This is a genomic window from Methylobacterium sp. J-048, assembly GCF_022829515.1.
GTDB lineage: Bacteria > Pseudomonadota > Alphaproteobacteria > Rhizobiales > Beijerinckiaceae > Methylobacterium.
In genome coordinates, this window is record NZ_JAKSYL010000178.1 from 1 (window position 1) to 23,775 (window position 23,775).

The following is a 23,775-nucleotide window of genomic DNA, read 5'->3' on the forward strand; positions in this document are numbered from 1 at the left end:
AGCCTCACAAGCGATCCCGCAGCGCTTCACAGCGCGACGAAATCGGTGAGCTGTGAAGCGCTGCGGGATCGATTGTGAGGCTCCGTCTGAGAACTACGTGATCGGCCAGATCAATCTCACTTGTCGAAGCTTAAAGCTCCGACCGCAAGGACAAACGCCGTCCGCGTCTCCCTTCCTCAAATCCAACAATGTCAAAGACCCGAACGACCCGGATGACCGAACCGCTCACAGACGAGACAACGACCCGGGCCCAAGACCCCGATCACCAGCTTGTCCGACTGGGAGAACCGTGATACCGGCCAGACCATCCGGTCGGCCGCCTCAGCGGTGGAGGGCGTCTAGAGCCCGCCGATCCCCCTGTCAACCCCGTCGCCGAACCACCGAAGCGGACCCGACCCCGAAGCAGCATCGAACAAAAACAGCCAACCGCCCGGCAAACCCGCCGGCCAATCGCCGATCCTGTCAGAAGATGCGTCAGCGCCCGGGCCACTTCCGCGGCCGGCGCCGATGAACAGGGGTATAATCAGACCCCACACGGCCGTCAACACCGGTCTGAACATTTTCGAGGGCCGGCCCGGCGCGACCCCCCTCTCCTCTCGGTCGGGCAGCGCGAAATACACTCCGTGCATGAGACCAGCGGGGAGGTCTGACGCCTCAATCTCGACATGCTGGCCGCTGAGATGGACATACCATGCGTGAACGGCGCGCGTGTCCGGCCGCCCACCCTGTATGACGAGCGAGAGCGCCCGTGCGCCGTCGCCTTTCCGGGACCTTCGAGTGAAGCGCGAGCGACTCAAGATCGGCGACGTGGCCGCCCTCGCCCCCGGCGTCGGCCGCGGAGTCCAGGCGCCCCTCGATCTCCTCGGCGCGGACGCGACCCAGATCGACCGGCGGGCGGTCAACCTGCGCTGGCTCTGTGCCAGTACGCTGACCGGCCTGACCGGCGCCGGCCTGATCGCGGCGGCGCTCCACGTCTCCCTGCAGGGGGATGTCTCCTTCGCAGCGATCCCCGAGAAGGCCACCCTGATGGCCCGGCCGCCATCGAACGAGACCGGCGCCAACATCGCCCGCAAGGGTGACCGGCTGGTCCGCAACCTGATGATCGCCTCGGCCAAGCAGAGCTTTCGGGCGCCCGTGACCGTCCGGCTGGGCGATCGCGAGATCATCAAGGCCAAGGCCTTCGTGCGGATCACCACGCCGCTGTCGATGACCACCGGGATCTATGCCGGCGAGCTGCCCCGGTTCGACCCGATGAAGTTCGTCTCCGACGAGCCGCTCGAGCGGGCGCCTGACGCTGCGGCCGACGCGCCGGGCGCCGAGGTGACCGTGGTGAAGCGCGACCTGGCGGATGCCGCCGTCGACGCCAACGCGCCGGCGCTTACCGACGACGACGTCACCGCCCAGGTCGAGGAGGAGCGCCGCATCGCTGCCGAGGCCGGGCGCCGCGCCGCCATCCCGATCGCCCCGCAGATCCTGCTATCGCGCACGCTCCAGCAGGGCGCGGGCGGCGGCGATGCAGAGGGCTCGGCCGCCAAGGACGCGAACCCGTTCAAGGCGATCGAGGTGCTGGTCGTCCCCGAGAACGTCACCAAGGTCTCGAAGGTCGAGCTGAAGCCGAACGAGGCCCCCCTCGTGGAGGAGCGCGACGTCGCGTTGAAGCGCGGCGAGACCCTCGAAGGCATCCTGAAGGCGACGGGGCTCGCCGGTGACGAGCAGGTCCGCGGCATCGTCGCGGCGCTCGGCGGCAAGACCCGCACCGCGGCCCTTCCGGAAGGCCAGCAGATGCGGGTGCAGATCGCCCCCGGTCCCCGTCCCGGCGATCCGCGCCAGGTCACCCGGGTGGTGCTCTACGGCGAGAACGGCATCGAGGGCATCGCGGCGCTCAACGACCGGAGCGCCTTCGTCTCCGTGGCGCCGCCGACCGAGGAGGCCCCCGCCTCCAAGCCGCAGCCCCAGGCCGATTCCGGCGAGGACGACGAGGAGGATTCGGGCTCCGGTCCCCGCCTGTACCAGAGCCTCTACGAGACGGCCGCGCGCCACGACCTGCCGCGGGCCACCGTCGAGGACATCGTCCGGGTGTTCAGCTACGACCTCGACTTCCAGCGCCGGATCGCCAGCGGCGACGGCCTCGACGTGTTCTATACCTACGACGACGAGGCCGGGGCCGACCGTCCGGACCTGCTCTACGCGGCGCTGACGCTCGGCGGCGAGACCCGCAAGGTCTACCGCTTCCAGTCGCCCGACGACGGCACGATCGACTATCTCGACGAGCAGGGCCGATCCCTGAAAAAGTTCCTGCTGCGCAAGCCGATTCCGGACGGGATCATGCGCTCCGGCTTCGGCTATCGGATGCACCCGGTGCTGGGCTACGCCAAGCTGCATACCGGCGTCGATTGGGCGAACCCGATCGGCACCCCGATCGCGGCGGCCGGCAACGGCGTGGTGATCCGGGCCGAGATGACCTCGGGTTACGGCAACCGGGTCGAGATCCAGCACGTCAACGGCTACGTGACGACCTACAACCACATGTCGCGGTTCGGCCGCGGCGTGAAGGAGGGCGTCCGGGTCCGACAGGGCCAGATCATCGGTTATCTCGGCTCCACGGGCCTCTCGACCGGCCCGCACCTCCACTACGAGGTGATCATCAACGGCCACTTCGTAGACCCGATGAAGATCCGCGTGCCGCGTGGCCGCGAACTCGACGGCCGGATGCTCGCCGAGTTCAAGCGCCAGCGGGAGCAGGTCGACGCGACCATGCTGAAGTCGAAGAGCGCCACCGCTCTGGCGCAGCGGGATGCGGCCGTGCGCTGAGCGCCGCGATCGAGACTCAAGCGAAACCGAGTCGGGCGCGGATTTCTTCGGGCGTCACCCCCGCCTGCCTGAGATCGGCGAGGCTCTGCGAGCCCCTGGACTTGGCGAGCTTGTCGCCGTCGGGGTCTAGGATCAGCGCGTGGTGGTGGTAGCGCGGCGTCGGCAGGCCGAGCAGGCGTTGCAGCAGGACGTGGAGATCGGTGGCCGCTTCGAGGTCGCGGCCGCGGACGATGTGGGTGATCCCCTGCTCCGCGTCGTCGCGAACCACGGACAGGTGATAGCTGGTCGGCACGTCGCGGCGGGCGATCACGGCGTCGCCCCAGCGGGCGGGGTCGGCCGCGACCCGGCGCATGTCGGCGCCGTCGAAGGCGTCGTAGACGAGGGGCTCCACCGCGCAGCGCAGGGCGGCTTCCATGTCGAGGCGCCAGGTATGCGGCTCGCCCCGGGCCAAGCCTTCGGACCGGCTCGCCGGATCGAGTCCGCGGCAGGTGCCGGGATAGAGCGGCGCGCCGTCCGGATCGTGGGTATTTTCGGAGCTGGCGGCGGCCCGCGCCCGGATCTGCCCGCGCGAGCAGAAGCAGGGATAGGCGAGTCCCCTATTGATCAGGCACTGAAGCGTCGCCCGGTAGGAGTCCAGGTGTCTGGATTGATGCCGCACCGGCTCGGGGTAGGTCAGGCCCAGCCAGGCGAGGTCGGTGACGATCGCTTCGACCAGTTCCGGCTTCGAGCGGATCGGATCGATATCCTCGATGCGCAGGCGGCAGAGGCCGCCCATCCGCTGCGCCAGTTCGGCGTTGAGCAGGGCCGAATAGGCGTGGCCGAGATGGACCCGGCCGTTCGGGCTCGGCGCGAAGCGGAGGATCGGTGCGCCCGGCCTCACCCGTCGCGGTGGCGCAGGCAGCGCGGCTCGGTGGTCTGGCAGGCGATGCCGGGCAGCGAGCAGGCAGGCCCCTCGGCCAGGCGCTGGCAGACGCGGCAGCCGTCAGTCCATTCCAGGCAGGCCGGGTCGTCGGACACCGAGCGCGCCGGGGCGGGATGCCGGGCGGGCAGGAGTTCCCCGAGCAGTACGGTCGCGACCACGAGGATCGCGATGCCCCAGGCAGCGAGGGCGCCGCTCGATGAGCGCGGTGCGGGCGGCGTGGTGGGGGCTGTCGACATGGGCTTTCTGTTGGCGCGGGGAGCGGGCGCCTGTCAACGCGGGACCGACGGGCTCAGGCAGCCTGCGCGGTCCGGCGCTCCAGCAGGGCGGGCAGAAGCTTCAAATTCAGGGGCTTGGCCATGAAGCCGTCGAACCCGGCGGCGCGGGCGGCGATCTCGTCCTCGCGGCCGGCATTGGCGGTGAGCGCGACGAGGTGCAGCCGGGTCCCCTCCCCTGCCGCTTCCGCGGCGCGGATGCGACGGGCGGTCTCGTGGCCGTCGAGGCGAGGCATGCGCACGTCGATCAGGGCGAGGTCGAACGGCCCGTCCGAGGCCAGCCGCTCCAACGCCGCGACCCCGTCGACCGCGTGAACGACTTCAGCACCGAGGCGCTCCAGGGCGCGGGTGGCGAGCAGCGCGTTGATCGGGTTGTCCTCGGCAAGCAGGACGCGCTGTCCGGTCCCGGTCCGCGCCGGGGCCGGAGCCGGGACGGTGCTGGACTCGACCGCGACCGGCGGGGCGAGCAGCCGCTCGAACAGCGAGCGGGCCCGGATCGGCTTGATCAGGTAGCCGTCGAAGCCGGCCGCGCCCGGCGCTCCGAAGCCGCGGCGGTCGAAGGGCGAGAGCAGGACGAGGCTGCAGCGCACCCCGCAGGCCCGGGCGGCGTCGGCGATCTGGCGGACCGCCGCGTCGCCCAGCGCCCGGTCGGCCAGGACCGCGTCGAAGGCCGCGCCCGAAAGGGCGTCGAGGCCGTCCTCCAGGGTGCCGACGATCACGGTGGCCGCCCCGGCCCGGGACAGGCTGCGGGCGAGGTAGGGGGCTTGATAGGGTGAATCCGCCACGATCAGGCAGCGCCGGCCTTCGAGCCCCGGCAGCGGAGCGGGGTTGGCGCGCGCGCCCTCGGCCTCCGGCAGCGGCAGGACGACCCGGAAGGTTGAGCCGCGGCCGACGCGCGATTCCGCCTCGATCCGGCCACCCATGCGGGTGACCAGCCGGCGGGTGATGGCGAGGCCGAGGCCGGTGCCCTCGTGGCTGCGGCTGGCGCTGCCGTCACCCTGCTCGAATTCCTCGAACAGGATCGGCAGGCGCTCCTCGGGGATGCCGGGGCCGGTATCGGACACGGAGAGCACGGCCTCCCCGCCCCCGGCCTCGGCGCGGACGAAGCTGAGGCTGACGCCGACGCCGCCACGCTCGGTGAACTTGATGGCGTTGCCGGCGAGGTTGATCAGGATCTGCCGCACCCGGTCCGCGTCGCCGACGAGCCCGCACGGAAAACTCTCCGTGACGTCGAGGGCGATCTCGATGCCCTTGTCCTGCGCCCGCGGGGCCAGCAGCTCGACCACGCTCTCGGCCAAAGCCGGCAGGTCGAACGGCTCGGCGGCGAGGTCGAGGCGCCCGGCCTCGATCCGCGAGAAGTCGAGCACGCCGTCGATCAGCCCGAGCAGGGCCTGGCCGCTGGTGCGCACGGCCTCGACATAGGTCCGCTGCTCTAGGTCGAGGGCGGTGCCGAGCACCAGCTCGGCCATGCCGAGGATGCCGTTGAGCGGGGTGCGCATCTCGTGGCTGACGGTGGCGAGGAAGCGCGACTTCGCCACGCTGGCGGCCTCGGCGCGTTCCAGCGCCGCGTCGCGGCTGCGCAAAGCCTCGACCCGGGCGGTCACGTCGCGGCCGGCACGCAGCCAGTGCATCGCGTCGCCGTGGGCCACCGGCATCTCCACGAAGGCGAACCAGCGCACCTGGCCGTCCACCGAGCGGATCTGCGCCTCCATGCGGCGCACGCCATCCTCGCCGACCTCGACCTCGCGCCGCTCTAGGATCTCAAGGTCGATCTGCGCGCCGAGCAGGTCGATGGCCGGGCGCCCGAGCAACCGGGCGTAATCGTCGTTGGCGTAGGTGATCCGCCCGCGGGCGTCGCGCTGCACGATCACCTCGGTGGTGGCCGCCACCAGGGCGCGGTAGCGGTCCTCGCTCTCGCTGATCCGCCAGATCCGGTCGTGCAGCCGTTCGGCCTCGGCCTCGTCCGGAACGGAGCGCCGAGCCCGCCAGTGGCCGAGCGCGAGGGCCGCCGCGATCAGCAGCGCCAGCACGAGCGCGATATCCTTGACGACCATGGCTGCCTCCCCGGCTGCAGACCGGCTCGGCGCAGGATCGCAGGCGAAGCTGAAGGCGGCGTTGGGAAAAGCGCTTAACCGGCGGTTGCGGAACTGGCCGCACCTCGGACCGGGCGCATCGGCGGTTTCGAGAAAGCCGACGACCACCTTCCGAAATGAGGCTCTCGACACTTCGCCGCAGACAGATCCGAAGTCCGGCTCGCGAGTTGCCTGCCAGGACAATCGGTCCGGACGGAGACAGTGACGATGCCGGGTGAACATTACGACGTGATCATCGTCGGATCCGGCCCCGGCGGCGGGACGATGGCATGGCGTCTGGCCCAGACGGGCAAGCGCATCCTCCTGATCGAGCGCGGCGACTACCTGCTGCGCGAGCCGCGCAACTGGGACAGCCAGGCGGTGATCGTCGACGGCTATTACCAGACCAAGGAGACCTGGTACTCCTCCACCGGCAGCAGCTTCCAGCCGGGCCTGCACTACTATGTCGGCGGCAATTCGAAATTCTACGGGTCGATCCTGTTCCGCCTTCGCGAGAAGGACTTTTCGGACATCCGGCACGAGGACGGCATCGCCCCGGCCTGGCCCGTGGGCTACGACGAGTTCGAGCCGCATTACCAAGCCGCCGAGGAGCTGTTCCACGTCCACGGCCAGCGCGGCGAGGACCCGACCGAGCCCTGGTCGCGCAAGCCCTACGCCCACCCGCCGGTCTCGCACGAGCCGCGGATCCAGCAGCTGTTCGACAACCTGAAGAGCGCCGGCCACCACCCGTTCCACCTGCCGGTGGGCGTGCGGCTGGTGGAGAAGGACGGGCGCGCCGTCTCCACCTCCCCCTGCATCAAGTGCGAATCCTTCGACGGTTTCCCCTGCCCGACCAACGGCAAGTCCGACGCGCAGACGATGGTGGTCGATCCCGCTTTGCGCGACTGCCCGAACCTGACGCTTCTCACCCGCACCTATGTCGAGCGGCTGGTCAGCGACCCAAGCGGACGCAGCGTCACCGGCGTCGTCGGCACGCGCGACGACGCACCGTTCGAGGCCTCGGCCGACCTCGTGGTGGTGGCCTGCGGGGCGCTGTCCTCGGCGCTGTTGCTGCTGCGTTCCGCGAGCGACCAGCATCCGGACGGCCTCGCCAACGGCTCCGGCCAGGTCGGGCGCAACTACATGCGCCACAACAACTCGACGGTCCTCGCCATCTCCAAGGTGCCGAACCCGACCCGCTTCCAGAAGACCCTCGGGCTCAACGATTTCTACTTCGGCGACCCGGACCGGAAGGACGCGTGGGACTTCCCGCTCGGCCACATCCAGATGGTCGGCAAGTCCGACGGCGCCCAGATCCACGGCGAGGGGCTGCCGGGCTTCCTGCAATGGTTCCCCAACAAGCCGTTCGACTGGATCGCCAAGCATTCGGTCGATTTCTGGCTGACTTCGGAGGATATCCCGCTGGCCCAGAACCGGGTGTATTATAAAGACGGCAAGGTCCATCTGGACCTCACCGAGACCAATGCCGAGGCGCACAAGCGGCTGCGGCGCAAGCTGCAGGAGATCTGCGGCTTTACCGACATGCACCCGCACCTGTTCGACCGCTCGCTCTATCTCGGCAAGAACGTCCCGATCGGCGGCACCGCCCACCAGGCCGGCACCCTCCGGTTCGGGGACGATCCCAAGACCTCCGTGCTCGACCGGCACTGCAAGGCGCACCAGCTCGACAACCTCTACGTCACCGATGCGAGCTTCTTCCCGTCGATCGGCGCCGTGAACCCGACCCTGACGATCATCGCCAACGCCCTGCGGGTGGCCGAGCACTTGGTCGACCGGATGGGCGCCAAGAACGAGATCGCGCCGCCACGCCTGTTCGACCACACCGAGCCGCGGGAGCCGGTGCCGGCGTGAGCGCGAAGCTCTGCTATACAGGGGGATCGACCTCGAACCGATCGCCCCGCCCTTGGCCATTGATCACATCGATCTCAGCCGGATCGACCTGAATCTCCTGGTCGCCCTGGACGCGCTGCTCGACGAGCGCAGCGTCACCCGGGCGGCGGCCCGGATCGGCGTCGGCCAATCGGCGATGAGTTCGAGCCTCGCCCGGCTGCGCCGCTTGTTCGACGACGAATTGCTCACCCGGGCTCCCGACGGGATGCGGCCGACGCCGCGGGCCCTGAAGCTCGCCGAGCCCCTGCGGGCGACGCTGCGGCAGGTCCAGGCCCTGGTCCACCGGGAGGAGCGGTTCGATCCGGCCACGGTGGAGCGCAGCTTCACCGTGAGCCTGCCGGACAGCGTCGAGGTTCTGCTCGGGCCTCGATTGCTCGCGCAGCTGCGCCGGGAGGCCCCCGGAATCAGGCTGCTGCTGCGCTCGGTCGATCGCACCCACATCCTCGACGAATTGGACGCCGACCAAGTCGATCTCGCCATCGGGTTCTTTTCGGAGGGTCAGGTCCACCACAAGCAGCGGCTGCTCTATCGGGACAGCTACGTGGTCCTGTTCAACGCCGACCTGATCGGGATCCAGCCGCCGATCGGCCTCGACGATTACCTGCGCTTCCCGCACGTGCTGACCTCCCTGCGGGAGACCGCCCACGGGGTGGTGGACGACGCGCTGGCGCTGATCGGGCGCTCGCGCATCCTCGCGGTGACGACGCCGCGCTTCCTCGTAGTGCCGTTCCTGGTCCGCGCCGCGCCGGTGATCGCCACCATGCATGCCCGGCTCGCAACCGCCTTCGCCAGCGCGCTCTCGCTTGCGGTCAGCCCGGTGCCGGTAGCTCTGGACGACGTGGCGGTGTCGATGCTGTGGCACGCCTCCTACGACCGCGACCCCGCCCATCGCTGGCTGCGCGAGCTTTTGGTGAAGCTCGCTCACGAAGCGCGTGAATTCGGGATGCTGTGACGGCTGCTTTGATGCGCCTCACCAACCCACCCCCTCATCCTGAGGTGGCGCAGCGGAGCGGAGCCCTCGAAGGAGCCCTCCAGGGATCGCGCGGCTGGCTGGAGGCCTCCTTCGAGGCTGCTGCGCAGCACCTCAGGATAACGGGATGGGTTGGGATGGGCCGTCAGCGGGATGCGATCCGATCCCCTGTTTCACACCGTCATTGCGAGCGCAGCGAAGCAACCCAGTGATGCGCCACGGTTCGGGGATCGCGCGCCGCCCTAGGTTGCTTCGCTGCGCTCGCAATGACGGAGCAGGCGGCGTGACCGTCACCGGATCTCACAAACAGGGATCGTCCGCCGCCTCCAGCCGGCCGCTGGCGATCGCCTCGCGAAACAGCGCGAAATCCTCGGCGTTGCGCTCCGCATAGGCCGCCGCCCAATCGGCCAGGGCCTCGCGCAGGTCGGGCCGCTTGCCGCTGCCGCAATAGCCGGCGATCGCCGCGGCATCCCCGGTCCGCGCATGCGCCCGGGCCAGGAGGGCGCCGTAGGCATACGAGAAGGTCAGGAGCGGCAGGCCCGACATCTCCGCCAGGGGGATCGCGCCCTTCAGGTTCTTCATCTGGCGCACGTAGTACGGCCGGCCGTCGATGCTGGTCCAGCCGAGCAGCGGGTCGCCCACCGCCTGGAGCAGGCGCTGGCCGTAGATCACGCGCTCGCCCTCGTGCCCGGCATAGGGTTCGGGCATGCCCGGCAGGTAGGGGGCGTTGGCCGGGCGCACCGCTTCCTTGACCTGGAGGAACAGCGCGTCCTGGTCGGAATTGCCGCACAGCAGCGCCACGTAGGCCCGCGTCCCGACGCTGCCGACCCCGACGACCCGGTGGGCCACGTCGACCACCTGGTAGCGGTTGAGCATGAACCGCCGCTCCCGCGGCAGGGTCTCGGCATAATGCTCCAGCCCGGTGACGATGCTCTGCCGTGTGGCGTCGTCGACCGGGGTGAGGATCGGCGGCTCGACCCGGAACCGCCAGCCGCCGTCGGTGCGGCGCTCGGCGATCTGCCCCAGGAGGCTGCGGTTGTTCTTCCGGCGCGCCTTGTCCACCGCCCGGGTCACCACGGCGCTGGCCTGCGCGTCCATCCGGATCCGTCCGAGACGCCGGGCATCGGCCACGGTGGTCTGGTACCAGACGTCGAGGGAGCCCTGCGGCGCCAGGCGGCGCATCGTGCGCTGATAGCCGGACACCGCCTCCATCACGGCGCCGCGCTGCGCGTCCGGCTCTGCGCCGGCTTCGGCGGTGGCGACCATGATCCCGGCCGCGAGCCGCTTCAGGTCCCATTCCCACGGGCCGACCGTGACCTCGTCGAAATCGTTGAGATCGAGGACGATGTCGCGCTGCGGCGTGCCGAACAGGCCGAAATTGTCGATATGCGCGTCGCCGTTCATCACGACGTCGATGCCGCTGCGGGGTCCGCGCGACAGGTCCCAGGCCATGACGTGGGCGGCGCCGCGCAGGAACGCGAACGGGCTGGTCGCCATCCGGGCGACCCGCAACGGGATGAGATGCGCCTGCCGGCCCTCATGGGCCGCCTCGATCAGGCCGATCGGATCGGGGCGGTCCGGTTCGCAGCGCAGGGCCGCGTGGTCCGCGTGCGGGACCTCGGCCCGCAGGACCTTGCCGGCCTGCCGGCGCTTGTCCCACGGCTCGACCCCCGCCCGGAGATCGATCCGCGGGAAATCGGCGAGCGGCGCCAGCACCACGTCCGCAGGCGGAATCTCGGGGGCCGGAAGCGCCGCCCCGTCTCGTGTATCGTCGTTGCGCACTTGATCCATGATCTTCCGCCGAGCCGAACGCACGACAACCTTGACCGTACTCGGTCGTTCCGAGCCGGTTCTATCCCCGTACACGATAGGATTGGCCCGGCTCTGTGACCATTCAGCTCTCGACGGGTCTTGACCCCATTACAGGCCAGCCCTCTAACCGGTCGCGTATTCGAAGGGCGTCCGTCCCGGTCCGAGCCGCTCGGATCGAACCGCATCGGTGACGGGTGCCTTGGGGACGGACCGGACGGCGTCGTCGGGCGTCGCATCAGTGGGACATCACATGCCCAAGGGCTCAGATCTACTCGTCGCGGCCCTCGAGAACGAGGGCGTCGACCGCATCTTCGGCATCCCCGGCGAGGAGAATCTCGACGTCGTCGAATCGCTCCGAACCTCCAAGATCGAGCTGGTGCTGACCCGCCACGAGCAGGCGGCGAGCTTCATGGCCGCCACCCATGGCCGCCTCACCGGCCGGCCGGGCGTGTGCCTCTCGACGCTGGGCCCGGGCGCCTTGAACTTCTCCACCGGTGCCGCCTACGCCCATCTCGGCGCGATGCCGATGATCATCATCACCGGCCAGAAGGGCATCCTGTCCTCCCGCCAGGCCAAGTTCCAGATCGTCGACGTGATCTCGTCGATGAAGCCGATCACCAAGATGGCCCGGCAGATCGTCTCCGCCTCCTCGATCCCCACCATCGTCCGCGACGCCTTCCGGGTCGCCACCGAGGAGCGTCCCGGGCCGGTGCTGCTGGAGTTGCCCGAGGATATCGCCGCCGAGCAGGCCGAGGCCTACGTCGTGCCGCCGCACCCGATCGACATCCCGGTCGCCCACCCGGCCGCGATCGAGCGGGCCGCCGCGATGATTCTCGCGGCCAAGCGTCCGCTCGTGATGCTCGGCGCCGCCGCCAGCCGGCCGCGCGCCACGGGCGACCTGGGCGGCTTCGTCCACCGCACCCAGATCCCGTTCTTCACCACCCAGATGGGCAAGGGCACGGTCGCCAGCGGCACCGACCTCTACATGGGCACCGCGGCGCTCTCCGAGCGCGACTACGTCCACGAGGCGATCGACAAGGCCGACCTGATCATCGCGATCGGCCACGACACGATCGAGAAGCCGCCCTTCTTCATGGGCCAGGCCGATCAGAAGGTGCTGCACATCGGCTACATGCCGGCCAACGTCGAGCAGGTCTATTACCCCGATGCCGAGGTGGTCGGCGATCTCGGGCCGACCCTGAAGCTCTTGGCCGACAAGCTGGAGGGCAAGCTGCCCAACGCCGGTGCCCTGCTGCACCTGCGCGAGCACATCCTCGGCCACATCGCCGACCGGGCCGGCGAGGACCGCTTCCCGGTGACGCCGCAGCGGCTGGTGCGCGACGTCCGCCGGGTGATCCCGGAGGACGGAATCGTCTGCCTCGACAACGGCATGTACAAGATCTGGTTCGCCCGGAACTACCGCACCTACGTCGCCAACACGCTGCTGCTCGACAACGCGCTCGCCACCATGGGCGCGGGCCTGCCCTCGGCCATGATGGCGGCGATGCTCTACCCGAAGCGCCGCGTCATGGCGGTGTGCGGCGACGGCGGCTTCATGATGAACAGCCAGGAGCTGGAGACCGCGGTGCGGCTCAAGCTCAACCTCGTCGTGCTGATCCTCGACGACTCGGCCTACGGCATGATCCGCTGGAAGCAGGCGGTCGACAAGTTCGCCGATTACGGCATGACCTTCGGCAACCCGGATTTCGTGCTCTACGCCCAGTCCTACGGAGCCAAGGGCCACCGGGTCGAATCCGTCCACGACCTGGTGCCGACGCTCGATCGGGCCTTCGCCGAAGGCGGCGTCCATCTCGTCGCGGTGCCGATCGATTATTCGGAGAACACGCGCGTTCTCGTCGAAGAATTGCGCGAGAAGGTGAAGGATTTCGAGCCGGCCGAGTGATCCCGTCGAAGACTTGATCCCGGCACGACAACAGGGCAGCGCCATGAACCCGTTCACCTTCCAGACCACCCCCAACGTCCTGTTCGAGGCCGGCGCTTCCAAGAAGCTGCCGGAGATCGTCGGCACCTTCGGGGCCAAGCGCGTCCTGCTCGTGACCGACAAGGGCGTGCGCAAGGCTGGCCTCACCGAGGCCGCCGAGGCGGCGCTGGCGGCGGCCGGTATCGCCATCGACGTCTACGAGGACGTGGTCGCCGACCCGCCCTCCACCGTGATCGAGGCGGCGGCCAAGCGCGCCCGGGAACTCGGCACCGATCTCGTCCTGTCGATCGGCGGCGGCTCGGCCCTCGATACCGCCAAGCTGGTCGCCTACCTGGCGAAATCCGACGAGCCGCTGGATGCGATCTACGGCGTCGGCCTGGCCAAAGGCGACCGGCTGCCGCTGATCCTGGTGCCGACCACCGCGGGCACCGGCTCCGAGGTGACGCCAATCTCGATCGTCACGACGCCGACCACCGAGAAGAAGGGCGTCGTCGCGCCCAAGCTCCTGCCCGACTGGGCGGTGCTCGATCCCGAGCTGACGCTGGGGCTGCCCGCCCCGGTCACCGCGGCCACCGGCATCGACGCCATGGTCCACGCCATCGAGGCGTTCACCAGCAAGAACAAGAAGAACCCGATCTCGGACCAGCTCGCCAAGCAGGCCCTGGCCCTACTCTCGGCCAATATCCGCACCGCCTGCTCGGACGGCAAGAATCTCGAAGCGCGCTCCGGCATGCTGCTCGGCTCGATGCTCGCCGGCATGGCCTTCGCCAACGCGCCGGTGGCGGCCGTGCACGCGCTGGCCTATCCCGTCGGCGCGATCTTCCATGTGCCGCACGGGCTCTCCAACGCCCTGGTGCTGATGGGGGTGATGCGCTTCAACCTGTCCCACGCGGAAGCGCTCTACGCCGAGCTGGCGCCGATCCTGGATCCGGCCGCCGCCGATCTGCCGCCGGCCGAGGCCGCCGCCCGCTTCGTCGAAAGCCTCGACGCGATCTGCCGGGACTGCAAGGTCCCGGCCTCGCTCGCCGAGGTCGGCGTCGCTCAGAAGGATCTGGAGCGGATGGCTACCGACGCGATGAAGCAGACGCGGCTTCTCGTGAACAATCCGCGCGAAGTCACCTACGACGACGCCTACGCGATCTACCGCGAAGCGCTCGGCGAGGCGCGCCCCGCGGCCTGATCCTTAAAAGGCCTCCGACCCTCGATCTCCTCCTTCGAGGCCGAACGATCTCCGATCGTCCGGCACCTTGGGATGAGGGGGCCGGGTTGGAGTTCGGTGGGGTCCGACGGGCATACGCCGGACTAAAAAGCTCATACCGGCATCGCAAAGCCGGAACGGCCGGGAGAAACGCCGTCATGGACCAGTTCGACGCGTTCAAGGCGATGGGCGAATTCTGGACCCGCGCCGGCGCGGGATTCTTCGCACCCGGGGCGGCGCCGGGCTTCTCGTGGCCGAACCCGCCGCAGACCGATCTCGCCGGCCTCGCCACGGCGCAGAGCCACCTCGCTCAGGCCTGGGCCTCGGCGACCGCCCTGTCGCAGACCCTGACCGCGTCGCTGCAGGGCGGTGCCGGCGCGCCGGACCCGACCGCCGGGGCGGTGCTGGCCCGGATCTTCGATCCGCAGGCCTGGCTCGGCGGCTCGGCGGAGTTCGACGCCGCGCTGACCCGGATGTCCGAGGGCCCGCAGCTCGCCGACCTGTGGCAGACCGAGCGGCGCTACGGCACGTTGTTCACCGCCTGGGCGGCGCTGCGGCGGGCGCAGGCCGAGCATCAGGCGGTGATGCTGGACGCCTGGACCCGGGCGGCCGGCACCTTCGCCAAGGAGGCCAATGCCCGCGCCGAGCGCGGCGAGGGCTTCAGCTCCGCCCGCGAGATGATGACCCGCTGGACCGAAACCGCCAACGCCGTGCTGCTGGAGGTCCAGCGCTCCGAAGCGTTCCTGGCCTCGCAGCGGGTGGTGCTGAAGGCCTCCACCGACCTGCGGCTCGCCCAGCAGGACCTTTCCGCCTTCCTGTCGGATTTCTACGGGCAGCCGACCCGGGCCGAGCTCGACGACGTGCACAAGAGCCTGACCGAGCTGCGCCGGGAGGTCCGCATCCTGCGCCGCGAGCGCCGGGAGGCCGCCCGGGTCTCCAGGACGACCGATACCGCCGCGCAGAATGCGGAGACTGCCCATGGCTGATCAGGACATTCCGAAGCCTCCGGCCGCGCCGCTGCCGCTCAACCCCGCCGAGATGATGGCCGAGGTCGCCGAGCTCGGCCGCCGGATCAGCGCGGGCGCCAAGCTGTTCTCGGACGTGCGCGACGCCGACGTGCAGATCGCCACCACGCCCAAGGACCTGGTCTGGAGCCAGGACAAGGTCTCGCTCTACCGCTACCGGCCGCTCTCCGAGAGCAAGGGCCTGCCGCCGGTGCTGATCGTCTACGGGCTGATCGGTCGCTACACGATGGCCGACCTGCAGGAGGACCGCTCGCTGGTCCGCAACCTGCTCAATCTCGGCCTCGACCTCTACGTGGTCGATTGGGGCAATCCGGGCCGGGCCGACCGCTACGTCACCATCGACGACTACGTCGACGATTATCTCGCCGAATGCGTCGCCTTCATCGGCGCGGCCGCGGGCCGCGAAAAGATCAACCTGCTCGGGATCTGCGAGGGCGGCGTCTTCACCACCTGCTACGCGGCGCTCTACCCGGAGCGGGTCAACGCCATGGTGCTGACGATCACGCCGATCGACTTCCACGCCGATACGCGCGAGTCCCGGGCCGGCCACGGCTTCATCAACGTCTGGACCCGCTCCCTGTCGCCCGAGGATGTCGACCGCCTGATCGATGCGCAGGGCTCGCTGCCCGGGGCGTTCATGGGCTCGGTGTTCTCGATGATGACGCCGATGCGGACCATGACGAAGTACAACCTCGACCTGCTCGACGCCCTCGACGACAAGAAGAAGTTTTTGAATTTCCTGCGCATGGAGAAGTGGATCGCCGACCGGCCGGACCACCCGGGCGAGGCCGCTAAGCAGTGGCTCAAGGACCTCTACCAGGACAACAAGCTGGTCCAGAGCGCCTTCGTGCTCGGCGGCCGCACGGTGGACCTGAAGCGCATCGCCTGCCCGGTTCTCAACGTCTTCGCCCAGGACGACCACATCATCCCGCCCGCGACCTCCCAGGCGCTCAAGGACAAGATCGGCACCGACGACTACACCGAGCTCGGCCTGCCCGGCGGCCATGTCGGCGTCTTCGTCGGCGGCAAGGCCCAGAAGTTGCTGGGCTCCGGCATCGCCGATTGGCTGGGTGCGCGTGGGTAGCTTTTTGTAATGGTCCAGGGAACAGATCGGCGCGGTCCCAGGCTCGGCGCCTGTGGCCGATCCGGATCTCTCCCTCATCCTGAGGTGGCGGCGCGCAGCGTCGCCCTCGAAGGAGCCCTCCAGGGATCGCGGCGGCCTCTAGAGGGCTCTTTCGAGGCCGAACGATTGGCGATCGCCCGGCACCTCAGGATGAGGGGGATGGGTAGGATCGGCCGCTGCTCCGATCGCGATGATGTCCGATTCCAGGCTCCGAGGATAACCGCATGGGCAGCCTGAAGAACAAGATCGTCAGCGCCGACGAGGCGCTCGCCATCCTGCAGGACGGCGACATGGTTGCGGTCTCGGGGTTCGTCGGCATTGGCACGCCGGACGAACTGATCCTGGCGCTGGCTCGGCGGTTCGAGGCCGGGCACGGCCCCCACGGGCTCGGGCTGATGTTCGCGGCGGCACCCGGCGACGGCAAGGAGCGCGGCCTCAACCGGCTGGCGATCCCGGGGCTGGTGCGCCGCGTCGTCGGCGGCCATTGGGCGCTGGTGCCCAAGCTCGCCAAGATGGCGATCGACGGCCAGATCGAGGCCTACAACCTGCCGCTGGGGGTGGTGTCGCATCTCTACCGGGAGATCGCCGCCCATACGCCCGGCCACATCACCAAGGTGGGCTTACGCACCTTCGTGGATCCGCGGCTCGAGGGCGGCAAGCTGAACGCGGTGACCCATGAGGACCTGGTCAGCGTGGTCGAGCTCGGCGGCGAGTCCTGGCTGCACTACAAGGCGTTCCCGGTGAACATCGCGCTGATCCGCGGCACCACGGCGGATCCGGCCGGCAACATCACCATGGAGCGCGAGGCGCTCACCCTCGACAACCTCGCCGCCGCCATGGCGGCCAAGAACTCGGGCGGCTTCGTCATCGCCCAGGTCGAGCGCCTGGCCGAGGCCGGCTCGCTCGCCCCCCGCGAGGTGCAGGTGCCCGGGGTGCTGGTCGATTGCGTGGTGCTGAGCCAGCCGGAGAACCACCGGCAAACCTACGGCACGGCCTACAATCACGCCTTCACGGGCCGCCAGCGCGTGCCCCTCGACCGGATCCCGCCGATCCCGCTGGACGCGCGCAAGGTCATCGCCCGACGCTGTGCCTTCGAGCTGCCCCCGGGCGGCGTGGTCAATCTCGGCATCGGCATGCCCGAGGGGGTCGCCGCGGTGGCAGCCGAGGAGCGGGTGCTGAAATACCTGACGCTCACCGCCGAGCCCGGGGTGATCGGCGGCCTGCCGCAGGGCGGGCTCGATTTCGGGGCGGCCCTCAACCCGGCGGCGGTGCTGCACCAGAACCAGCAATTCGACTTCTACGACGGCGGCGGCCTCGACCTCGCCTGCCTGGGGCTTGCGCAATGCGACTCCGAGGGCAACGTCAACGTCAGCCGCTTCGGCAAAAGGCTCGCCGGAGCCGGCGGCTTCATCAACATCTCGCAGAATGCGAAAAGCTTGGTCTTCGCCGGCACCTTCACGGCCGATGGGCTGGAGGTGGTGGTCGAGGGCGACGGCATCCGGATCGTCACAGAGGGACGCTCGAAAAAGTTCATCGCCGCCGTCGAGCAGGTGACCTTCTCGGGCGCCTACGCGGCCGAGCGTGGCCAGCCGGTGCTCTACGTGACCGAGCGCTGCGTGTTCCGCCGGACCCGGGCTGGCATGGAACTCGTCGAGGTCGCCCCCGGAATCGATATCGCGCGGGACATCCTCGGGCAGATGGGGTTCACGCCGATCGTGCAGGACCCGAAGCCCATGGATCCGCGGCTGTTCCGGGACACCGTGATGGGGCTGGAGCCCTGGCTCCTCGGGCTCTCCCTGTCGGAGCGAATCAGCTACGATCGGGAGCGGAACATCCTGTTCTCGAACCTCGAAGGTTTTCAGGTCCGGACCATCGACGACGTGGAACTGGTGCGCCGGGAATACGAGCGGGCCTGCCAGGAGATCGGCCGCAAGGTCCACCTGATCGCCAATTACGACGGGTTCGAGATCGACCCGACGGTGAGCGATGCCTATTTCTCGGCGATCGCTTATCTGGAGAACCGGTACTACGAGACGGCATCGCGCTACACCACGAGCGCGTTCTTGCGATTGAAACTCGGTGCCTCGTTGGCGAGCCGCGATCTGGCTCCGCATGTCTTCGAGACAAAAGCCGAGGCGCAGGCGAGGAATACGGCCCAGAGCGTGCCCCTCAAGTCGCGGACGACCCTGTCTCAGCCGGACAGGCCGCAGCCGCCGAAGGAACCGTTGAATGCCTGAGTCCGATACACTTACCTTGAAGGACCGCAGCCTGCTGGTCGAATCCTGCCTGATCGGCGGGGAATGGTCGAAGGCCGGGTCCGGCACCATCGATGTCACCAATCCCGCCACCGGCGCGGTGATCGCCCGGGTGCCGAATGCCGGCGCCGACGAGACCCGCCGGGCGATCCAGGCGGCCAACGACGCCTATCCGGCTTGGCGCGCCAAGACCGCCAACGAGCGCGCCGTGCTGCTGCGCAAGCTCGCCGCCCTGGTCACCGAGAACCAGGAGGATCTGGCGCAGATCCTTACCGCCGAGCAGGGCAAGTCGCTCGCCGAATCCCGCGGCGAGGTCGCGATGTCGGCGGCCTACGTGCTGTGGTTCGCCGAAGAGGCGCGGCGCGTCTACGGCGACGTGATCCCCTCCCCCTGGGGCGACCGCAAGATCCTGGTCACGAAAGAGCCCGTGGGCGTGGTCGCGGCGATCACCCCGTGGAACTTCCCGTCCTCGATGATCGCCCGCAAGATCGCCCCGGCGCTCGCGGCCGGCTGCCCGATCGTGATCAAGCCGGCCTCGCAGACCCCGCTGTCGGGCCTCGCCTGGGGCGTGCTGTGTGAGAAAGCCGGCTTCCCGGCCGGGACGGTCAGCATCCTGACCGGCTCGGCCCGGGCCATCGGCGGTGAGATGACCGGCAACCCGCAGGTCAAAAAAATAACGTTCACCGGCTCCACCGAGGTCGGGAAGGTGCTGCTGGAGCAGGCCTCGCACACGGTGAAGAAGGTCTCGATGGAGCTGGGCGGCAACGCGCCGTTCATCGTCTTCGACGACGCCGACCTCGACCGGGCGGTGGCCGGCGCGATGCTCGCCAAGTTCCGCAATTCCGGCCAGACCTGCATCTGCACCAACCGCTTCCTGGTGCAGGACGGGATCTACGACGCCTTCGCCGACAAGATGGCCGAGGCAGCCAGCCGGCTGAAGGTCGGCAACGGCATCGAGGAGGGCGTCGCTCAGGGGCCGCTGATCGACATGGCCGCGGTGGAGAAGACCGAGGCCCATATCCGCGACGCGCTCGAGAAGGGCGGCCGGGTGGTCGCGGGCGGGCACCGCCACGCGCTCGGCGGCCAGTTCTTCGAGCCGACCGTGATCGCGAACGCGACCCCCGCCATGGCGGTCGCCCGCGAGGAGACCTTCGGGCCGCTGGCGCCGCTGTTCCGGTTCCGCGACGAGGCGGAGGCGATCCGCATGGCCAACGACACCGAGTTCGGCCTGGCCTGCTACTTCTACACCCGCGACCTCGGCCGCACCTTCCGGGTCGCCGAGGCGCTGGAATACGGCATGGTCGGGATCAACGAGGGCATCATCACCACCGAGGTGGCACCGTTCGGGGGCGTGAAGGAATCCGGCCTCGGCCGCGAAGGCTCCTACCAGGGCATCGAGGATTACCTGAACACCAAGTACCTCTGCGTCGGCGGCCTCGGCGCCTGAGGGCGCGGGCTTCCTTGATACGCGTTCGATCCCGGTGTCCCCGGGATCGAACGCGGCAGGTTGGAGCGTGTCAGCGGGACGTCGCCGCCGTCAGGGCGCAGTTCCGTAAGCGTGCCGCTCGTCGTCGCTGATCGGGCGGATCACCCGGCACGGATTCCCGGCGGCCAGCACGCCGTCCGGCACGTCGCGGGTGACCACGCTGCCCGCGCCGATCACCGTGCGGGACCCGATGGTCACGCCGGGCAGGATCAGGGCGCCGCCGCCGACCCAGACATCCGACCCGATCTCGATCGGCCTGCCGTATTCCTGGACCCGGCGCAGGGCCGCGTTGGTGGGGTGCAGGGGCGTGAGGATCTGAACCGCCGGCCCGAACAGGGTGAAGCTGCCGATCCGGACGCGGCAGACATCCAGGATGACGCAGTTGAAGTTGAAATACACCCGCTCGCCGAGCTCGATGTTCGACCCGTAGTCGCAGAAGAACGGCGGCTGCATCCACACCGTGTCGCCGCCCGCGCCGAAGATCTGCTGGCACAGATTCCGGCGCAGTTCCTCGTTGGCATCGCGCGTGGCGTTGAGCTGCTGGCACAGATCCCGGACCCGAGCCCGGGCCGCGACCAGTTCGGGATCGAGCGCGTCGTAGAGTTCGCCCGCCAGCATCTTCTCACGCTCGGTCCGCATCGGCATTCTCCCCGTCTCAGACCCGGCCCTGGACGCTCCGTTCAAGGGCCTTTCGATCCATCGATCGGTGGATATGGAGCCGATATCGTCGCCGGTCAGGCCGGGTGCGCGTTGTGGATCTGGTCGAAATCCAGCGCCGCCGTGTCGATCACGATCTGCGTTCGGCTGATCACTTCGAGCTTGCGCAGGATCTCCGAGACATGAGCCTTCACGGTCGAATCGCCGACCTGAAGCTCGTGGGCGATCTGCTTGTTCAGCTTGCCCTGGCGGATCATCATCAGCACGCGCAATTGCTGCGGCGTGAGTTGGGCGAGGCGCTCGGCCAGCGGTTTTTTCTTCGTGTGCGATGCCGACGCGCTCGCCACGGCGAGGCCGGGGGGCAGGAACAGGGCGCCGCCCATCACCTCGGTGATCGCCCGGGTCAGGGTGGCCTTGTCCATGGCCTTGGGCACGAAGCCGGCGGCCCCGTGCTGAAGGGCCTCGCGGACGATGCGCGGATCCTCGTGACCGGACACGATCAGGATCGGGACCCGCGGGAACCGCGCCCGGATCGTGATCAGCCCGTCGAAGCCGGTCACCCCACGCATCGACAGGTCGAGGAGGGTCAGGTCGATGCTGCGGTGCTCGGCCAGCACCGCGCAGGCGGGCTCGATCCCGTCGGCCTCGTGCAGGATCGCGTCCGGATGGGCCAAACGGATCGTGGCCGCCAGGGCATCACGGAACAGCGGGTGGTCGTCGACGATCAGGAGATGCACGGACGGCGCGGTTCCTCGCGTGAGATCCAGATGTGGGGCTCACTGGATGCCTGAAAACTGATCGATGCGGCCCCCGAGCGCAAGCGGGTGCTGCAAACGTCACTCGGGTCGGCTCCACCGGATTCCGCATCCGGCCCCCGAGGCCCGCCGGTTCATGCGACCGCCCCTGCGGGTAACGCCCGGTCGATCCACGCGCGGGTCTGCGCCAGCACGTCGTCCGACAGCGCCGGATCGTCGCTCATCCGGGCCAGGATCATCGCGCCGACCATGGCGGCCCAACTCCCGATCGCGGCTTGGCGGGCGGCCTCGGGATCCGCCGCATCGGTGCCGCCGGCGAGCCGGGCGATCTGCCGGCGCAGGCCCTGGGTCATCGCCGCCCGCGCCTCGGGCGCCTGCCGGATCGTCTCGGAGACGAGGGCCGCCACCGGGCAGCCGTCTGCAGGATTGTCGCGATGGCCGGGGCTGAGATAGCGCGCCGCGTAGACGGGCAGCGCCGTAGGCTCGGGCTCCGGAGCCACCACCAGCTCGGCCAGGGTCGCGGCGATCAGGTCGTCCTTCGACCTGAAGTGGCCGTAGAAGCCGCCATGGGTGAGGCCCGCCTCGCGCATCACCTCGGCCACCGTTACCGCCTCGAAGCCGCGGGCGCGGAACAGCCGCCCGGCCGCTTCGAGGATCCGGCGCCGGTTCTCGACCATCTGCTCGCGGCTGACCTTCATGTGCGCAATCTCACGCCTGCGGGACGAGGTTCGCTTGACCTCAATCATGATCATCATCATGTTTGCATTACATGATGATGATCATGTTTAGAGATAGGGATCTCGCCCATGTCCAGCAAGCCTGCCATCCTCGTCACCGGCGCCTCTTCGGGCATCGGTGCGGTCTATGCGGACCGTTTCGCCCGCCGCGGCCACGATCTCGTCCTGGTCGCCCGGGACGGCACCCGTCTTGAAGCGCTGGCTGAGCGCCTGCGCCGGGACGCCGGCGTCGCGGTCGACATCCTCCAGGCCGACCTGACCCGACCGGCCGACCTCACCGCCGTCGAAACGCGCCTGCGCGAGGATGCCCGGATCGGCGTTCTGGTGAACAATGCCGGCGCGGCGCTCACCGGCAGCTTCGCCGGCCAGGGGCCGGACCAGATCAGCGACTTGATCGCCCTCAACGTCACCGCCCTGACCCGCCTCGCCGCCGCGGTGGCACCCCGCTTCGTCGCGGCCGGCAGCGGCACCATCGTCAATATCGGTTCGGTGGTCGGCTTCATCCCGGAATTCGGCATGGCCGTCTACGGCGCCACCAAGGCGTTCGTGCAGTATCTCAGCCAAGCGCTCCACGCCGAGCTCGGACCGAAGGGCGTCTACGTGCAGGCCGTCCTGCCGGCCGCGACCCGGACCGAGATCTGGCAGCGCGCGGGCGTGGACGTGAACGCCCTGCCGGCGGTCATGGAAACCGGCGCCCTGGTCGACGCCGCGCTCGCCGGCTTCGACCGGCGCGAGACCGTCACCATCCCGCCCCTGCCCGATGCGTCGCAGTGGGAGGCCTACGACCGGGCGCGGACCGCGATGATCCCGAACCTCGGCCAGGCCCAGCCGGCGGAGCGGTATCGCACCGCTGCGTGAGACGGCTCGGGGGCGGTTCGTTCTACACGGCAACCGCCCCCGGTGATCGCTCACCCACGTCCTCGCCCCGTACGAAATCGAGGAACGCCCGGAGCACCGGCCGCATCAGCGTGCGGCTCGGGTAGTAGAGGAAGAAACCGGGGAAGCGCGGGCACCAATCCTCCAGCACGCGGACCAGCCGGCCGGCTTCGAGATCGTCGATCACCTGCGCCTCGAACACGTAGGCGAGGCCGGCGCCCAGCCGTGCCGCCTGCGCGACCAGGCGCATGTCGTCGAGGATCAGGCTGCCGGAGACCGCGACAGCCAGGGCCGCGCCGTCCTTCTCAAGGTCCCAGCGGTAGAGGGCGCCACCGGGGAAACGACGGTTGATGCAGGCGTGGTCGTGGAGATCCTGCGGCGTGCGCGGCCGGGGATGCTGCGCCAGATAGGACGGCGCCGCCACGATGGCCGCGCATTGCGCCGGCCCGAGCGGGACGGCGATCATATCCTGCTCCAGGCTCTCCTCGAACCGGGCACCGGCATCGAACTCCTCCGCCACGATGTCGCGCAGGTCGTCCTGGGCCCGGATCTCGATCGCGACATCGGGATGCACGTGCGTGAACGCTACGGCGAGCGGCAGCAGAATCATTTCGGCGGCCGAGTGCGGCACCGAGAAGCGCAGCGTCCCCGACAGCCGCTGCTGCGAGGCGGTGGCGGCCTCGACCGCCTCGGCGATCGCCGCCAGCGCCGGTTCGAGCCCATCAAGCAGGCGCCGTCCCGCCTCCGTCGGGGCGACGCTGCGGGTGGTCCGGGCCAGGATCCGGATTCCCAGGCTCGCTTCGAGACCGTTGATCGCGTGGCTCACCGCAGAGACGGAGAGGCCGAGATCGCGGGCCGCCCCGCGGAAGCTGCGGCGCGCCGCGACCGCGGCGAAGATCGAGAGGGCGGGAAGGTCGGTGCGTTTCACTGTTGCGCCGGATAGGACAGGCT

Annotated in this window: 18 protein-coding genes; 10 read left to right on the top strand and 8 right to left on the bottom strand. The window is 69.4% G+C overall.

Features of this window, described 5'->3' with window-relative positions; all coding sequences use genetic code 11:
* Nucleotides 1-777 precede the first annotated feature (777 nt).
* A complete protein-coding gene (locus MKL09_RS17530; RefSeq protein ID WP_244022158.1) occupies nt 778-2,811 on the top strand; it encodes a M23 family metallopeptidase in 2,034 nt (677 codons plus the stop codon).
* A gap of 16 nt (nt 2,812-2,827) precedes the next feature.
* Here the strand turns inward: MKL09_RS17530 and gluQRS are convergent, their stop codons facing one another.
* Genes gluQRS through MKL09_RS17545 form a run of 3 tightly spaced genes read right to left on the bottom strand, consistent with a single transcriptional unit; the run spans nt 2,828 to nt 6,059 of the window.
* A complete protein-coding gene (gene gluQRS / locus MKL09_RS17535) occupies nt 2,828-3,691 on the bottom strand; it encodes a tRNA glutamyl-Q(34) synthetase GluQRS (RefSeq protein ID WP_244022159.1) in 864 nt (287 codons plus the stop codon).
* Entirely contained in the window at nt 3,688-3,969 is a 282-nt protein-coding gene (locus MKL09_RS17540) for a hypothetical protein (protein WP_244022161.1), read from the bottom strand. The genes gluQRS and MKL09_RS17540 overlap by 4 nt, the downstream gene beginning before the upstream one ends.
* Nucleotides 3,970-4,022: 53 nt before the next feature.
* Complete coding sequence (locus MKL09_RS17545; protein ID WP_244022164.1) at nt 4,023-6,059, bottom strand: ATP-binding protein; 2,037 nt, start codon at nt 6,057-6,059, stop codon at nt 4,023-4,025.
* Nucleotides 6,060-6,305: 246 nt separating this feature from the next.
* On the opposite strand from MKL09_RS17545, the gene MKL09_RS17550 reads away from it, so the two are divergent.
* The gene (locus MKL09_RS17550) at nt 6,306-7,949 is read left to right on the top strand and encodes a GMC oxidoreductase (protein WP_244022167.1); all 1,644 of its coding nucleotides are present in this window, start codon (nt 6,306-6,308) and stop codon (nt 7,947-7,949) included.
* 52 nt (nt 7,950-8,001) lie between these two features.
* Nucleotides 8,002-8,940, top strand: coding sequence for a LysR family transcriptional regulator (locus tag MKL09_RS17555; protein WP_244022168.1), 939 nt, complete (start codon nt 8,002-8,004; stop codon nt 8,938-8,940).
* Between the two features lie 318 nt (nt 8,941-9,258).
* Here MKL09_RS17555 and MKL09_RS17560 read toward each other — a convergent pair whose 3' ends face one another.
* On the bottom strand, nt 9,259-10,749 hold the full coding sequence (locus tag MKL09_RS17560) for a DUF2252 domain-containing protein (protein ID WP_244022170.1): 1,491 nt from the start codon (nt 10,747-10,749) through the stop codon (nt 9,259-9,261).
* Nucleotides 10,750-11,020: 271 nt separating this feature from the next.
* Here MKL09_RS17560 and MKL09_RS17565 point away from each other — a divergent pair, with 271 nt between their 5' ends.
* From MKL09_RS17565 to MKL09_RS17590, 6 genes are all read left to right on the top strand, one after another.
* Nucleotides 11,021-12,673 (top strand): acetolactate synthase large subunit, encoded by a 1,653-nt coding sequence (locus MKL09_RS17565; protein ID WP_244022172.1) that lies wholly within the window; start codon nt 11,021-11,023, stop codon nt 12,671-12,673.
* Between the two features lie 43 nt (nt 12,674-12,716).
* On the top strand, nt 12,717-13,892 hold the full coding sequence (locus MKL09_RS17570; protein ID WP_244022174.1) for an iron-containing alcohol dehydrogenase: 1,176 nt from the start codon (nt 12,717-12,719) through the stop codon (nt 13,890-13,892).
* Between the two features lie 176 nt (nt 13,893-14,068).
* Complete coding sequence (locus tag MKL09_RS17575) at nt 14,069-14,896, top strand: poly(R)-hydroxyalkanoic acid synthase subunit PhaE (RefSeq protein ID WP_244022176.1); 828 nt, start codon at nt 14,069-14,071, stop codon at nt 14,894-14,896.
* Nucleotides 14,889-16,019, top strand: coding sequence for a class III poly(R)-hydroxyalkanoic acid synthase subunit PhaC (gene phaC, locus MKL09_RS17580; protein ID WP_244022178.1), 1,131 nt, complete (start codon nt 14,889-14,891; stop codon nt 16,017-16,019). The genes MKL09_RS17575 and phaC overlap by 8 nt, the downstream gene beginning before the upstream one ends.
* Before the next feature lie 263 nt (nt 16,020-16,282).
* Entirely contained in the window at nt 16,283-18,295 is a 2,013-nt protein-coding gene (locus MKL09_RS17585) for an acyl CoA:acetate/3-ketoacid CoA transferase (RefSeq protein WP_244022180.1), read from the top strand.
* Nucleotides 18,288-19,760, top strand: a complete 1,473-nt coding sequence (locus MKL09_RS17590; RefSeq protein ID WP_244022182.1) for an NAD-dependent succinate-semialdehyde dehydrogenase — start codon at nt 18,288-18,290, stop codon at nt 19,758-19,760. Before MKL09_RS17585 ends, MKL09_RS17590 begins: the two co-directional genes overlap by 8 nt.
* Before the next feature lie 90 nt (nt 19,761-19,850).
* Here MKL09_RS17590 and MKL09_RS17595 read toward each other — a convergent pair whose 3' ends face one another.
* From MKL09_RS17595 to MKL09_RS17605, 3 genes are all read right to left on the bottom strand, one after another.
* Nucleotides 19,851-20,438: a sugar O-acetyltransferase gene (locus MKL09_RS17595; protein ID WP_244022184.1), complete on the bottom strand. Its 588-nt coding sequence runs from the start codon at nt 20,436-20,438 to the stop codon at nt 19,851-19,853.
* Nucleotides 20,439-20,533: 95 nt separating this feature from the next.
* Nucleotides 20,534-21,193, bottom strand: a complete 660-nt coding sequence (locus tag MKL09_RS17600; RefSeq protein WP_244022186.1) for a response regulator — start codon at nt 21,191-21,193, stop codon at nt 20,534-20,536.
* A gap of 152 nt (nt 21,194-21,345) precedes the next feature.
* Nucleotides 21,346-21,909 (bottom strand): TetR/AcrR family transcriptional regulator, encoded by a 564-nt coding sequence (locus MKL09_RS17605; RefSeq protein ID WP_244022188.1) that lies wholly within the window; start codon nt 21,907-21,909, stop codon nt 21,346-21,348.
* Nucleotides 21,910-22,017: 108 nt separating this feature from the next.
* Here MKL09_RS17605 and MKL09_RS17610 point away from each other — a divergent pair, with 108 nt between their 5' ends.
* A complete protein-coding gene (locus MKL09_RS17610; RefSeq protein ID WP_244022190.1) occupies nt 22,018-22,806 on the top strand; it encodes an SDR family NAD(P)-dependent oxidoreductase in 789 nt (262 codons plus the stop codon).
* Nucleotides 22,807-22,828: 22 nt separating this feature from the next.
* Here MKL09_RS17610 and MKL09_RS17615 read toward each other — a convergent pair whose 3' ends face one another.
* Nucleotides 22,829-23,752 (bottom strand): LysR family transcriptional regulator, encoded by a 924-nt coding sequence (locus MKL09_RS17615; RefSeq protein WP_244022192.1) that lies wholly within the window; start codon nt 23,750-23,752, stop codon nt 22,829-22,831.
* Nucleotides 23,753-23,775: the final 23 nt, after the last annotated feature.

Excerpts from the sequence above, each read along its gene's own strand:
- MKL09_RS17540 (WP_244022161.1), bottom strand. The coding sequence starts at position 3,969 with ATGTCGACAGCCCCCACCACGCCGCCCGCACCGCGCTCATCGAGCGGC.
- MKL09_RS17545 (WP_244022164.1), bottom strand. The coding sequence starts at position 6,059 with ATGGTCGTCAAGGATATCGCGCTCGTGCTGGCGCTGCTGATCGCGGCG.
- MKL09_RS17550 (WP_244022167.1), top strand. The coding sequence starts at position 6,306 with ATGCCGGGTGAACATTACGACGTGATCATCGTCGGATCCGGCCCCGGC.
- MKL09_RS17560 (WP_244022170.1), bottom strand. The coding sequence starts at position 10,749 with ATGGATCAAGTGCGCAACGACGATACACGAGACGGGGCGGCGCTTCCG.
- MKL09_RS17565 (WP_244022172.1), top strand. The coding sequence starts at position 11,021 with ATGCCCAAGGGCTCAGATCTACTCGTCGCGGCCCTCGAGAACGAGGGC.
- MKL09_RS17570 (WP_244022174.1), top strand. The coding sequence starts at position 12,717 with ATGAACCCGTTCACCTTCCAGACCACCCCCAACGTCCTGTTCGAGGCC.
- MKL09_RS17575 (WP_244022176.1), top strand. The coding sequence starts at position 14,069 with ATGGACCAGTTCGACGCGTTCAAGGCGATGGGCGAATTCTGGACCCGC.
- phaC (WP_244022178.1), top strand. The coding sequence starts at position 14,889 with ATGGCTGATCAGGACATTCCGAAGCCTCCGGCCGCGCCGCTGCCGCTC.
- MKL09_RS17585 (WP_244022180.1), top strand. The coding sequence starts at position 16,283 with ATGGGCAGCCTGAAGAACAAGATCGTCAGCGCCGACGAGGCGCTCGCC.
- MKL09_RS17590 (WP_244022182.1), top strand. The coding sequence starts at position 18,288 with ATGCCTGAGTCCGATACACTTACCTTGAAGGACCGCAGCCTGCTGGTC.
- MKL09_RS17595 (WP_244022184.1), bottom strand. The coding sequence starts at position 20,438 with ATGCGGACCGAGCGTGAGAAGATGCTGGCGGGCGAACTCTACGACGCG.
- MKL09_RS17605 (WP_244022188.1), bottom strand. The coding sequence starts at position 21,909 with ATGAAGGTCAGCCGCGAGCAGATGGTCGAGAACCGGCGCCGGATCCTC.
- MKL09_RS17610 (WP_244022190.1), top strand. The coding sequence starts at position 22,018 with ATGTCCAGCAAGCCTGCCATCCTCGTCACCGGCGCCTCTTCGGGCATC.